The organism is Microaerobacter geothermalis, from assembly GCF_021608135.1.
GTDB classification, from domain to species: domain Bacteria; phylum Bacillota; class Bacilli; order DSM-22679; family DSM-22679; genus Microaerobacter; species Microaerobacter geothermalis.
This window is the reverse complement of record NZ_JAKIHL010000043.1, coordinates 1-13717: the sequence shown is the minus strand read 5'-3', so window position 1 is coordinate 13717 and position 13717 is coordinate 1. Positions and strand designations below refer to the sequence as shown.

The following is a 13717-nucleotide window of genomic DNA, read 5'->3' as shown; positions in this document are numbered from 1 at the left end:
ATGAATTATGATTCCATTTTACTTCGGTTTGGAGAATTAACACTGAAAGGGGTAAATCGGGGCCAGTTTGAAGATAAATTGAAAAAAAACATAAAGAGAATTCTTCGTCAATTTCCAGAAATTAAGATTCATAAAACCTATGGTAGAATGTATGTTCAATTAAATGGAACTCCCTATGAGCCAGTCCTTAATCAATTGAAGAAGGTATTTGGGATTGTTTCATTTAGCCCTACCAAAAGAGTAGAGCAAGATGTAACGGAAATTCAAAAAGGGTCTTTGGATGTTTTTTTAGATGTCTCTCCTAGGCCTACTACATTTAAGGTTTCAGTGAGGAGGGCAGATAAACGTTTTCCCATTCCTTCACAAGAAATGAATCATATCGTTGGAGGATATATCCTCAAAAACTGTAAGGGATTAAAAGTTGATGTTCATCATCCGGATGCGGTTATTTATATTGAAATTCGGGATGAAGGAGTTTATATTTCCTGTCAATCGATTCCCGGATTAGGTGGATTACCCCTTGGTACGAGCGGAAAAGCCATGTTAATGCTTTCCGGGGGAATTGACAGTCCCGTTGCTGGATGGTTAACGATGAAACGGGGGGTACCCATCGAAGGAGTCCATTTTCATAGTTATCCTTTTACCAGCGAAAGAGCCAAGCAAAAAGTAATTGATTTATCACGCGTTCTTTCCCAATACAGCGGTGAAATGAAGCTTCACATCGTTCCTTTTACTGAGATACAGACCCAGATACGGCAGCATGTTCCCGACGATTTAAGCATTACCATTATGAGACGGATGATGATGCGAATTACGCAAGGCTTAGCGAATCAGAGAAAAGCCTTGGCCATATCCACGGGAGAGAGTTTGGGACAGGTGGCCAGCCAAACCTTGGAAAGTATGAATACCATCAATAAAGTGGTGGATATTCCTGTTCTTCGCCCCCTGATTGCCATGGACAAACAAGAAATTATTAAGCTTGCCAGACAGATTGGTACGTATGAAACTTCTATCTTGCCTTATGAGGATTGCTGCACTATTTTTATGCCAAAATCTCCAAGAACCCGTCCGAATCCTCAGGTAGCGGAACGATTTGAAAAAAGGTTAGATGTGGATCTGTTAGTGGAAAAAGCGGTTGCAGATACGGAAATGATGGTAATCAAGCCAAAATCCGATGAAAAAGAGATGTCTTTTTTCTAGTAAAGTGAATCGGAGTCACCTAAATGTCCAGGAGCTTACCGCAACCGATCACCATCTTGGAAGAAGGAGAAGGTTATTATATTTTATTGATTACCCCATAGGGTATATGATATAATCTCATTGATACCATTGCTCAAGGAAAAAGGAGGTGTACAATGGGTTGGACGGAAATCGTCTTCATTTTACTGGTTATTACCTTTATTATTTGGAGAATGCTTCCGGTTAAAGGGCTGATAGAACTTCAGCCAAATGAATTTAAGGAAAAAATGAAATCAGGACAACTTATAGATGTACGGACTGAGTCTGAATATCGAAACGGACATATTCCTGGCTCCATTAATATTCCTCTTCATTCGTTAAGGAGAAATATGGGGAAAATTTCTAAGGAGAAAGAGGTTTTATTGTACTGTCAAAGTGGAATGAGAAGTAAAAAGGCGGCAAAAATATTAATAGGAAAAACTAAGCCCGTATGTTACCACTTAAAAGGGGGAATATCAAACTGGCCATTTTCATTAAAAAAATAAATTTCTTCATATGATCTTCATACCTCTGTTTTATACTAAAACTACATACCGGTAATGGTATATAATAAAAGGAGGTATAGAAAAATGATGGGTTTTGGCGGAATGGGTTTTGGATATGGTTTATTTAACATGATTTTTTGGATATTGATCCTTGTTGGAATTGTTTATTTGGTAATCTATCTTGTGAAAGGAAACGATTCGAAGGGTGGGGGTAATGAGGCCCTTCAAGTCCTGGACAGAAGATATGCCAACGGAGAAATTAGCGAGGATGAATATAAGAGAATGAAGGAAAATTTAAAAAAATAAGGAGGTTGTTTACGTGTTTCACTATACGGTAAGCACTACCAAAGAAGTGGATGAAGCTGTAGAAGCATTGGAATCCTCCCTTAAAGATGAAGGGTTTGGAGTATTGTGGCAGTTAGATATTCCTTCCAAACTGAAGGAAAAGGGAGTAGATTACGACAATCCATACCGTGTCCTGGAAGTATGTAATCCCCATGAAGCAAAAAAGGTATTAAGTCATAATTTGCATGTGGGTTATTTTCTGCCGTGTAAGATTGTTGTATATAAGGATCAGAATGAAACGAAGATCGGGCTACCTAAACCAACACACTTGATTGGATTTGTTGATGAAGAAAGCCAATTTTTACAAGAAGTTGCCCAAGATGTTGAGAAAAGATTAATAAAAGCCATCGATCAAGTGAAGTAGAATAAATGGAAGACATGTAAAACTTTAGTTGCAATCTATAATGAGGTTCCCAAACGATGATAATCGGGGGAACCTTTTTTTGGTCTTATAAGGATGATTTGGTTTCCAAAAAATATGTGGTAATCACCAAATAGTTCCGATATTATATTTGCAGGAAAAAGGGTGATGATAGTCGTAAAGAATACGGAAAGGGGGGGATGGAGTGGTATTTGATCTAATGATAACCTTGGGTCAGGGTATGAGTGTGGTTGCAACCATCGCATTTTTGTTAACCCGCCTTCCTCTCGTTCAACGTTTATTCCGGCAATCCATCAGTTTAAAGGATAAATTTCTCCTAATTCTCATATTTGGCGGAATGGGTATCATTGGCACATATACAGGGGTGTTGATGGATGGAGGTGCCATTGCCAATTCTAGGGTAATTGGAGTCATGGTAGGAGGACTTTTTGGAGGTCCGGTTGTCGGCATAGGAGCAGGTCTTTTGGCTGGGGCCCACCGGTTGACTTTGGGAGGATTTACGGCCCTTGCTTGCGGAATCGCAACAACGGTTGAAGGACTGATCGGAGGAATCATTTCAAAAAAAATTCGTAAAGAACGATTGAATTGGAGAACGGCCTTTTTAGCAGGATTATTGGCAGAATTCGTCCAAATGTTGATTATTCTTCTTATTGCCAAGCCCTTTGATAAAGCCTGGGATTTGGTCATGGTAATTGGGATTCCGATGATCTTTGTGAATGCACTGGGTATTTCCATATTCGTTGTGATTGTTCAAATGGTCTTTAAAGAATGGGAGAGGGCGGGAGCTGTTCAAGCCCAAAAATCTTTGAAGATTGCCCAGCAAACACTTCCCTTTTTGAGAAAAGGATTAACCGAGGAGACCGCTCGAAAAGTAAGCCAAATCATCTACCATGAAATGGATTTTGATGCGGTAGCCATCACCAATTTAAAGGTCGTTTTGGCGCATGTCGGAGTAGGTTCGGATCATCATCATCCTGGCACATCCTTACGAACATTAGCCACTACGAAATATCTCAATCCTGGCAAACCGCTAGTGGCAAAGACCAGGGAAGAAATGAGTTGCACACATCCTGGATGTCCGTTATTTACTGCTTTAGTTGTCCCATTGCGAAACGGTAAGGAAGTGATTGGGGCTCTTAAGCTTTATTACAATAAAAAAAGGGAATTCAGCCGACTGGATCATGATTTTGCCGTGGGACTGGCACATCTTTTTTCATCACAATTAGAATTGGCTTCACTGGAATATCAATCACAGCTTTTAACCAAGGCTGAGATAAAAGCATTACAGGCTCAAATTCAGCCCCATTTCTTATTTAATGCATTAAATACGATTGTTTCTTTCAGTCGCACTTCACCGGAAACTGCCAGGAGCCTGCTTATTCATTTGGGTAACTTTCTTCGCCGAAATTTAGAGCACAAAGATTTAGTTCCCCTTAAAACAGAATTGGAACATATTCACGCTTACTTGGCGATCGAGAAAGCAAGATTTGGGGATCGATTGATCATCAAATGGGAAATTGAAGAACAATCACGTATACTGCTTGTCCCTCCCTTGATTCTGCAACCCTTAGTGGAAAATGCGATAAAACACGGAATATTGCCTCGGAAGAGTGGAGGAACCATTCAAATCTCGACCATGACACTAACTGGAAATGATGGAAAACTATTCTTAAAAGTAAGAGTGGATGACAATGGAGTTGGGATGGAAGAGGGAATATCATCGACAAAGAAAGGGTTGGGGATTGGATTAACCAATGTAAATGAGAGACTGAAAGCGATGTATGGAGAAGAATCCACATTATCCATTAAAAGCACAGCAGGCGTCGGAACGTCGGTTTCGTTTATGATTCCTGCAAGTGAATCACAGATACCAGTTGAAAGGAATGATCATTTTGAGGGTTCTCCTGGTGGATGATGAAAAACCAGCTCGTGATGAACTAAAATTTCTCTTGGATCAGTATCCGGAAGTAAAGATTTGTGGGGAAGCAGAAAATGGACTGGATGCTTTTCAATTAATCGAAATGGTCAATCCAGATGTGGTTTTTCTGGATATCGAAATGTATGAGATGAATGGAATACAATTGGCCAAACTCCTAAAAAAGAGAAACAAGCCTCTCCCGTTGATTGTCTTCTCTACGGCTTTTACAGATTATGCAGTGGATGCCTTTGATTTGAAAGCGGTAGATTATATTCTCAAACCCTATCAGGAGGAGAGAGTAGCGGAAACGGTACAGCGTTTAACAGAAAAAATGAACCAATGCATGCAGAAACGGATATTAAAAAAGATTGTTGTCGAGCAAAAAGGGAAATTAATTCCCATCGAACCCACGGATATTATATTTATAAAGGCAGAGGAACGAAAGACAATTATCCTGACTAAGTCTGGGGAATTTTATACGAAACTATGCCTTCAGGAGTTGGAGGATGCCCAGCTGCCAATTCAGCTTTATCGAACCCATCGAAGTTACTTGGTAAATATTGACCAGATTGCCCAGCTGATTCCGTGGTTTAACTATACGATGAGGTTGAAAATGAAGCATTGTGATCTGGAGATTCCTGTAAGCCGAAATCGTGTCAAAGAATTAAAAGGACTCTTAGGTTGTTAAAATTATTACCTTATATTAATGATTACCATTCAACAAAAATACATGCCATTCAGGCATGTATTTTTGTTGTTCATCCATAAAGTATCTAAATATTTTGTTTATTTGGTTATGATATGAGATGTCAGACTGGTGCAAGGGGGTGAAGGGTATGTTTCAGGATTATCTCTCGATGCTTGAAGAACGATATTCAAAATTTTTTAATATTCACAAAAATGTAAAGATACATGAAGATCACTTTTCATTATATGCCTACTCTGAAATTCACAATGAAAAATACTTTGGTTCAAAGAGCTTGAAAATATGGCGTGCCGAAAATTATGAGCATTGTTTTGTGAAAACGTTTTCTGACTTTAATGAACATGATTTTTCTCGATTTACTGCTTTCTTGGAATCGGCAGTGGAAACCCATGTGAGGCCCCATCATGAACATATGTCTACGACGATTACTGGTGTGGCTCTGATTCCTGTGAAATTGACCCCGTCCATTGAAAAAAGGGTGAGGAAATATTCCTATCGTAAGAATTTCAAGTGGACTTTATATGGTTGGGCAGAGGTTCGCTTGATTATCGTTTCCTTATCAGAAGGAAAAGTTTGCACCAACCGCAAAGGAAGGGAGGTGGCTAAATTTTATCAGCCATTGGAGGCAAGAGATGAGGCTGTAATATAAGATTCGTATTATCCAAATTGTCAATTTGTGTTAGGAGGGAAAGAATTGTGAGTTCATTAGCGATTGTGATTATTGCACTGATATCTTTCTTAGTTGCTTATGTCACCTATGGGGCATGGGTGGCAAAAAAAATGGGGATTGACCCACTTAGAAAAACACCAGCCCATTCCATGGGTGATGGGGTGGACTATGTTCCGGCTAAGGCTCCAGTACTCCTTGGTCATCATTTCGCATCCATCGCAGGGGCATCTCCCATCATCGGGCCGATCACGGCAGCCGTTTTTGGCTGGATTCCTGCCTTTTTATGGATTGTCTTGGGTGGAATCTTCTTTGGGGCCGTCCATGATTTCACTTCTTTGTTTGCTTCGGTAAGACATAAGGGAAAATCAATCGGTCAAATTATTAATGAAAACGTTGGGGCAACAGGGAAAAAATTATTTAATATTTTTGCCTGGTTAACCTTGGTTCTTATTATTGCCGTTTTTGCCATTATCACCGCCAATACATTTGTTGCAGTTCCTTCAGCAGGGACAGCTTCTCTCTTGTTTATTCTGGTGGCAGTTATTTATGGTTTTGCGGTTTATCGAAGTAATGTTCCTGCTTTGCCCGCATCCTTAATCGGGATTGCTTTGCTTTTTGTTAGCATCTGGGTTGGTCTTAATTACCCAATTGCTTTATCCTTTAGTACCTGGATCTATATTTTATTGATTTACATTGTGATCGGCTCTATTGCGCCCGTTTGGGTTTTATTGCAGCCAAGGGATTATTTAAACTCTTATCTTCTTTATTCCCTCTTAGCCGGTGCAGTGATTGGGTTATTCTTATCCAACCCGACCATCCAATTGGTGGGTTATGCCGGATTTAAAACAGATTTAGGATATTTATTCCCAGTGTTATTTGTTACCATTGCCTGTGGTGCGATTTCAGGATTCCATTCTCTGGTTTCTTCAGGTACCACTTCCAAACAGTTAAACAGTGAAAAAGATGCCAAATTAATTGGATTTGGAGGAATGCTGATTGAGAGTACCCTTGCAGTTATCGCACTGATCACTGCTGCGATGCTGATCCCTGCTGATTATAAATCCTTAATGACCGAGGGTGGAGGACCGGTTGCCTTATTCTCTGCTGGCGTAGGTCAGTTTTTGACCAAATTGGGAATCGCGCTTGAAGTAGGGAAGAGTTTTACCGCTTTAGTGGTTTCCGCCTTTGCTTTGACCACCCTGGACACAGCAACCCGTCTTGGACGCTTTATATTCCAGGAGCTGTTTGAAAAAGAGGTTTCAGAAAATCAGTCTGCTCAAGTAAAGCAAAGCATTTTTGCCAACCGTTATGTGGCTACGTTGGTGACTGTTGTTTTTGCCGGATTGTTAGCATTAAGTGGTCAATGGAAAGCAATCTGGCCTATTTTTGGCTCAGCGAATCAGTTGCTTGCTGCGATTGCCCTTCTTGCCGTTTCGGTATGGTTGGCTAAACTGGGTAAAAATAATGCATTTACCAAGTATCCGATGGTCTTCATGTTCCTTGTCACCTTATCTGCGTTAGGGTTTTTAATTTATTCCAACCTGTTAAAAGGGAATATGGTTTTAGTTTTTGTAGGAGCAGCACTCTTTATCTTAGCTGTAGTTCTTGTGATCCAGTCTTTTAAGGCTTTGACAAATCCGATAAATCCGGAGTCAACAAAGGGTGACTCAACCTATGGAAAAACAGTTTAAGGTGATTATTATTCGTGAGGATGAAGAGGGTGGACAATGCTGTGCTGCCCTTGAAGGAGAATATGCGATGGAACTGGAAGGGAAGCCTTTGTTCGAAGAGAGACGAGTGATTATGGAAAACATGGGAGTTCTATTTTCTCTTCTGGAAAAAGAATTTGGTCCACATATTCAGATTGATATGGTAGATCCTCGAAATCAAGCCTACCTTATTCCCCGGCTGATCCGGGACATTAGAGAATATCGGGTTCCATGGTTAAGAGGGTTTAAAACCATATTTGGCTATCGCATTCCAAGCATTATCTGTAATGGAGAGCTGATAGCATCAGGAAAACATATTGTGATCGCTGATGTATTTGAAAAGATTAAAGAACTAAAAGAAAAGGAACCGGCTTAATCGGTCCCTTCAATGACATATATGAATTCAAGATAGAAAAAGGAAAACTCCCCCTGTAAGACAGAGGGAGTTAATTTTTAGGAAATTTACTTTTGTACTTCTTCAAGGAGTAACGTCAGTTTGGCCAATACTTTGTCGCCTTCAGTTTTTGCTTTCGATAGATCTTCTGCTTCCAAAGCACTAAACCAATTGGCTGCATCGGACAATAACGTATTGGCGGCTTCCTCACCTAAATAATCTTTTGATACCAGTTCGATGTTTTTAAGGAACACGTTTCCTTCCATGGCACTTTCTAGGGCCAATTCCTTGTTACCTTCTTCAAGGGCCTTTGGAGCTTTTTCATAATAACCCTTAATTTTACCTATGAAAGCTCTGGCAAAAGCTTTATCGATTTCCTCAAAGTTGATATTAGCAGGATCTTCGTTTAGGGAGAAGCGTTTCTGGATCAGATCTGCCGCTTCTTGATCACCTGAGGAAAGGGAACCGTAAATCGCTTGATAAAATCCCCAAGCTTCTATTTGTTCAGCCTTCACTTCATCTGTTTTTCCTGCCGCAACGTCTTCAGAAATGGCTTTGGCATATTTAAGTACAGCAAGATAGTGGCTTCTGTAGATGGTCTTATCTACGATTTGACCGGCTACCTTAAATTGGGTGACCTCTCCGGATTGAATTGCTTCCTTTTCTTGAGCCAACCCTAAGTCAATCTGGTTCACCATGTCAACTTTCCAGTAATCATCCCTTTTTGCAGCGGTTGGCTTTTGTACCTCTTCAACATAAGTAAGAAGTTCTTCATATTTTGCCTGGGCGTCTTCTTTCTTTCCTTCTGCCAGAAGGGCTGCAATATCTTTATGTAGTTTTTTCTGAGCAGAATAGAAATAGGATTGAATGGTTTTGTCAATTAATTGCCGAATCACATTGGTATCCAGTTCTTTGCCTTTTCCGCCGTTGATCGCTGCTACAATGGCTTGATCCCAATCTGAAGATGTGCCGATTATATTTTGTTGAAGATTTTCAACATAAATGCTTTCTACCATGTCATAATTAACATCTTCTCCATTTTTTGCTTTCTCCAGTTCGGCTTTGATGTCAAAATAAGCCTTTATGTCTTTAGCTGCTTGTGTCAGGCTATCCTCTTGTGAAACTTCTTGACTGGAATTGGATGGAGCACTCGGTGAAGTTTGCTCCGTTTGTTGATTTTGTTGAGCTGTTTCCTTAATTGGAGCAGCTTCTTCCTTTCCGCATCCTGCCAATACAGTTCCTCCAATAAGCAACACCCCTGCTACTAGAATTTTTCCTACTTTTTCTTTTTTCACGAAAAAACCCTCCCATAAAAAATTTCACTCCCAATCTTGATCATAATAACATTGATAATCATTGTCAATAGAATGAATTTTTTTCTCAATATTTAAACATGACGAATCTGTGAACAAATCTGTTTTGTCCAGTCTAAACATATGCTAATGTTAAGGAAGGAGAACTTTTGGAGGTTGTAAAAATGGATATGGAAATCGTTCTGGCATTAATCAATATTATGATTATTGATCTGGTTCTTAGTGGTGATAATGCGGTGGTGATTGGCATGGCAAGCCGCCGTTTGCCTGAAAATCAGAGGAAAAAAGCGATTTTATGGGGGACGGTTGGGGCTGTCTTCTTGCGGGTATCGTTAACGGCTCTAACGGTATGGATCTTGATGATCCCTTTGTTAAAGGCCATCGGCGGCATTTTGCTGCTGTGGATTGCATTTAAACTATTAATCGATGATGAGAAAGAAGTATCCACGATTCAGGAAGGAAAGAATCTGGCTCAGGCGATTAAAACCATTATTGTCGCAGATTTTGTGATGAGCCTGGATAATGTATTGGCTGTTGGAGGTGCCGCCCATGGAAATGTCTACTTGGTTTTGTTCGGACTAGGACTTAGTATCCCTCTCCTTATGTGGGGCAGTGTATTAGTGGCCAGATTAATGAACCGTTTTCCCGTTCTCGTCTATATTGGCTCGGGAATTTTGGCTTATACTGGAGGGAATATGGTCATAGAAGATAAGCTGATACAGCGGTGGTTGCCACATCCCCTTTCATTTCTATCTTGGTTAGTTCCTGTGATTTTAATGATATGCATCTTGGTGGCAGGGAAAATCAGGAGAAAAGATTCCTTTAGTTTTACAAGATGAATAAATATGGGTGAATCAGAGAAAAATAGGCAGGTATAGCATTCATTTCGTATGGAGTAGGCCTATGTCAAAAAAAATCATCATGATGACAGAAAATGTTGCCGGTTTAGGGCATACCAAAGCTGCGGAATCATTGGCAATGGCATTGGCAAAAGTGGATACCAATGTAGAGTGCCGGATTATTCCGATGATGAATCTGGTTCATCCCCATGTGGAAAAGGTATCAAGAGAGGCTTATTATTTGATGATCAAACATGTCCCTCGATTATGGGGCATTCTTTATGATAATGAGCAATGGTTAAGCTTTATGTTTAAGAATAAATTAGCTAAACTTTGGAAATCCAAGCTTGAAAAATTTTTTCAAGATGAAAAACCTGATTTAGTTGTGGCTACCCACGCATTTTGCCTGGGGGCAGCATCTTTACTGAGAAGAGAGGGAATAATCCCATCTTTAGGAGCTGTTATAACCGACTATGGTTTTAATGGATTTTGGGTTTATCCGGATATCGATTTTTATATCGTTCCCCACGAGGATATTAAAGAATATGTACGTAAAAAATTTGGCATTTCGGGAGAACGGATTTGGCCTACAGGGATTCCAATCCATCCTGATTTTTCGGAATTTGTGCAGACTCATAAAGAAGAACTAAGGAAGAAAATGGACCTGGAACCTAAACTTATTACCATTCTTTTGACAGGTGGTGGCTGGGGTTTTGGTCCGATGGAAGAGATCTTGCAACATCTCTTGACCATCCCCACACCTTTGCAGATTTTGGTAATTACCGGTAACAACACCAAGTTATATCAGCGATTGAGCAAAATACAGTCAGATCATCATCATATTCGGGTATTTGGATATATCTCGTCACTGATACACGTGATGGCAGTTTGTGACTTAATCATTACTAAGCCAGGAGGATTAACAACAGCCGAAGCATTAGCCCTCAACATTCCCTTGTTCATTCATGAATCCATCTATGGACAAGAGAGCAGAAACGCTTCATTTTTGTTAGAAAGGGGGTTAGCCCATTCGTTTAATACTCCAAAGGACTTAGTGTATCATCTACAAGGGTTTATAAATGATTTCTCAAAGCTGGAACATATAAGACATAAAACTAATGATTATGGGAAACCTTCATCAAGTTATGATAGTGCTAAAAGAATACTCCATCATCTACAGTTTTTGCATTAAAACTGAATATAACCATTGGAAAAATTGGTTGATTCATCACGTTTCTTCCATCATTTACTTTCCTTACGTGGGTATGGTGACTGACGTTTCGTCACATTCTATAGATACACCACGTAAGGAGGTGATTAAAGATGCCAGCACAACAACAAAATGACCCAAGAAATACGAACCAATTAGTTGTGCCTCAAGCTGCCCAAGCCATTGATCAAATGAAATATGAGATTGCACAAGAGTTTGGCGTTCAGCTTGGCCCTGACACGACTTCTCGTCAAAATGGATCTGTTGGGGGAGAAATCACTAAGCGTTTGGTGAAAATGGCTCAACAGCAAATTGGTGGAAGGTTCCAGTAAGTAAAAGTTCATATGATGGTTTATAGGGCGGCTAAGGCTGCCCTTCACTATTTTTTTCATAAATTTTTAAAAATAGGGGAAGGAATTTTGTGATAAAATATAGAATAGGTGAAAGGTTAAAATAAAGATAAATATTTAGAAAAAAATAGGAGGAGCGGGAATGGAGGAGTTTAAGAATAACCTAATTGCCCCTGATTTTTATAACATGGCGGAGGATATCGACAAACACGGGGACGATCAAACCAAAATTGCCCTTTATTGGGAAAATGAAAATGGAGAAGAAAAGATATTGCCTTACTGGAAGCTTCGGAGTGAGTCAAATCGATTGGGTAATGGTTTAAAGGAAATGGGATTATCCAAAGGGGATAAAGTGATGATCCTAGTACCAAGGACTCCGGAAGCATACATTATTTATTTGGCATGTCTAAAGCTGGGCTTAATTTTGATGCCTGGATCAGAATTGTTAATGTCTAAGGATATTCTGTATCGGGTCTCCCATGCCGGTGCCAAGGGGGTGATTGCCCACCATTCTCTGACCGATAGAGTGGATGAAATCAGAGGGCAGACAGATACCCTTACACATTTCATTGTAGTGGGAGAAGAAAAAGAGGGATGGACTTCTTATTTCTCATTAAAAGAAAATCAATCCAATCAATTGGAAATCGAAAAAACAAGCAGGGACGATATTGCCTTTTTATCTTATACCTCGGGAACAACCGGTAATCCGAAGGGAGTGATTCATACTCACAGTTGGGCCTATGCACACCAAGAAGTGGCTGCAAAACTATGGCTTGACGTAAAGCCGAATGATATTGTTTGGGCCACTGCAGGACCTGGATGGGCAAAGTGGATTTGGAGCCCCTTTATCTCAACCTTGGGCATTGGTGCGGCCGGGTTGTCCTATCTCGGGAAGTTTGAACCCAAAAAATATTTATCTCTTTTAGAAAAGTATCAGGTGAATGTGTTGTGCTGCACCCCTACCGAGTATCGACTAATGGCAAAGGTGGATGGATTGGAGCAGTATGATCTCCGTCATCTCCGGAGTGCCGTCAGTGCCGGTGAACCTCTAAACCGGGAGGTTATTGATACCTTTAAACGCTATTTTAATGTGGAAGTTAGGGACGGCTATGGACAAACGGAAAACACGTTATTGGTAGGAACACTTAAGGGGATGGAAGTAAAAGCCGGTTCAATGGGTCAACCTACTCCCGGTAATCAAGTTGCAATCATTGATGATGACGGAAAGCCCGTGAAAAAGGGAGAAGTGGGGGATATTGCGGTCAATAGAAATGCTCCGGCGCTTTTCAAGGGATATTATCAAGATCCGGAAAGAACATCTATGGCCTTCAGGGGAGATTGGTATGTAACAGGTGACCAGGCCCGGGAAGATGAAGACGGATATTTCTGGTTTGAAGGCCGTTCTGATGATATTATTATTAGCGCAGGGTATACCATTGGTCCCTTTGAAGTGGAGGATGCACTGGTAAAACACCCACTGGTGGCTGAATGTGCAGTAGTGGCTAGCCCCGATGAAATTAGGGGAAGCATCGTAAAAGCTTTTGTCGTCCTGAAGGATCACTCAAAGGCATGCGAAGATCTGGTGAAAGAACTTCAGGACCATGTAAAGAAAGTGACGGCTCCTTATAAATATCCAAGAGAAATAGAGTTTGTAACAGAATTGCCTAAGACAACCTCAGGAAAGATTCGAAGGGTTGAGTTGAGGAAGATGGAAAAAGAAAGAAAAAAACAGGCATAAATCAATAGATATCCGCACTCGTTTAGGGTGTGGGTTTTATTTTAGACAAATATGTTTAATGTGTTAAAATAACCTAATCTAATTTAACATAAATGTATAGTTTCACGAAAACTCCCGATGGAACGAATAAGGACGAACTCGAAGGCTGTCCTTAGTAAATTCATTAGTTCCATCCACACACTTGGGAGATATGAACCTGATCTTGGCATGTCTTTTGCAAGATAATTATGGCAAATTTGAAAGGGGGAAATGAAAAGATGGTCATAGATTTTAAAAACGAACCGTTTACCGATTTCAGTAAAGAGGAAAACCGAAAAGCCTTTAAGGAAGCACTAAAGCTTGTCGAGTCCCAGTTGGGTCAGGAATACGATTTGATCATTGGGGGGGAAAGGATCAAGACAGAGAAGAAAAGAAAATCC

Annotated in this window: 14 protein-coding genes and 1 pseudogene; 14 read left to right on the top strand and 1 reads right to left on the bottom strand. The window is 40.2% G+C overall.

The features are described 5' to 3' along the window. From thiI to L1765_RS13590, 9 genes are all read left to right on the top strand, one after another. Positions 1–1200 (top strand): tRNA uracil 4-sulfurtransferase ThiI, encoded by a 1200-nt coding sequence (gene thiI / locus L1765_RS13630; protein WP_236408041.1) that lies wholly within the window; start codon positions 1–3, stop codon positions 1198–1200. 155 nt (positions 1201–1355) lie between these two features. After that, positions 1356–1724, top strand: a complete 369-nt coding sequence (locus tag L1765_RS13625; protein WP_236408040.1) for a rhodanese-like domain-containing protein — start codon at positions 1356–1358, stop codon at positions 1722–1724. Between the two features lie 84 nt (positions 1725–1808). Beyond that, entirely contained in the window at positions 1809–2030 is a 222-nt protein-coding gene (locus L1765_RS13620; RefSeq protein ID WP_236408039.1) for an SHOCT domain-containing protein, read from the top strand. A 13-nt stretch (positions 2031–2043) separates the two neighbouring features. Continuing rightward, positions 2044–2433: a DUF302 domain-containing protein gene (locus tag L1765_RS13615; RefSeq protein WP_236408038.1), complete on the top strand. Its 390-nt coding sequence runs from the start codon at positions 2044–2046 to the stop codon at positions 2431–2433. A gap of 202 nt (positions 2434–2635) precedes the next feature. After that, positions 2636–4366 (top strand): sensor histidine kinase, encoded by a 1731-nt coding sequence (locus tag L1765_RS13610; RefSeq protein ID WP_236408037.1) that lies wholly within the window; start codon positions 2636–2638, stop codon positions 4364–4366. Beyond that, a complete protein-coding gene (locus tag L1765_RS13605) occupies positions 4335–5057 on the top strand; it encodes a LytR/AlgR family response regulator transcription factor (RefSeq protein ID WP_236408036.1) in 723 nt (240 codons plus the stop codon). Before L1765_RS13610 ends, L1765_RS13605 begins: the two co-directional genes overlap by 32 nt. Positions 5058–5205: 148 nt before the next feature. Continuing rightward, positions 5206–5724 (top strand): hypothetical protein, encoded by a 519-nt coding sequence (locus tag L1765_RS13600; protein ID WP_236408035.1) that lies wholly within the window; start codon positions 5206–5208, stop codon positions 5722–5724. 47 nt (positions 5725–5771) lie between these two features. Then, the gene (locus L1765_RS13595) at positions 5772–7436 is read left to right on the top strand and encodes a carbon starvation CstA family protein (RefSeq protein WP_236408034.1); all 1665 of its coding nucleotides are present in this window, start codon (positions 5772–5774) and stop codon (positions 7434–7436) included. Beyond that, positions 7420–7830 carry a hypothetical protein gene (locus L1765_RS13590; RefSeq protein ID WP_236408033.1) on the top strand — a complete coding sequence of 137 codons (411 nt, stop codon included), beginning with the start codon at positions 7420–7422 and terminating at the stop codon, positions 7828–7830. The genes L1765_RS13595 and L1765_RS13590 overlap by 17 nt, the downstream gene beginning before the upstream one ends. 86 nt (positions 7831–7916) lie before the next feature. On the opposite strand, the gene L1765_RS13585 is transcribed toward L1765_RS13590, so the two are convergent. Then, positions 7917–9143, bottom strand: a complete 1227-nt coding sequence (locus L1765_RS13585; protein WP_236408032.1) for a hypothetical protein — start codon at positions 9141–9143, stop codon at positions 7917–7919. Between the two features lie 182 nt (positions 9144–9325). Between L1765_RS13585 and L1765_RS13580 the strand changes: the two genes are divergently transcribed. The 5 genes and pseudogenes from L1765_RS13580 to L1765_RS13560 all read left to right on the top strand — a co-directional run. Beyond that, positions 9326–10000: a TerC family protein gene (locus L1765_RS13580; RefSeq protein WP_236408031.1), complete on the top strand. Its 675-nt coding sequence runs from the start codon at positions 9326–9328 to the stop codon at positions 9998–10000. Positions 10001–10064: 64 nt separating this feature from the next. Further along, positions 10065–11192, top strand: a complete 1128-nt coding sequence (locus L1765_RS13575) for an MGDG synthase family glycosyltransferase (protein ID WP_236408030.1) — start codon at positions 10065–10067, stop codon at positions 11190–11192. Positions 11193–11323: 131 nt separating this feature from the next. After that, positions 11324–11542, top strand: coding sequence for an alpha/beta-type small acid-soluble spore protein (locus L1765_RS13570; RefSeq protein WP_236408029.1), 219 nt, complete (start codon positions 11324–11326; stop codon positions 11540–11542). A gap of 160 nt (positions 11543–11702) precedes the next feature. Continuing rightward, a complete protein-coding gene (mbcS, locus tag L1765_RS13565) occupies positions 11703–13298 on the top strand; it encodes an acyl-CoA synthetase MbcS (protein ID WP_236408028.1) in 1596 nt (531 codons plus the stop codon). Positions 13299–13555: 257 nt separating this feature from the next. Then, positions 13556–13717, top strand: a pseudogene (locus tag L1765_RS13560) (L-glutamate gamma-semialdehyde dehydrogenase); the annotation flags it as partial.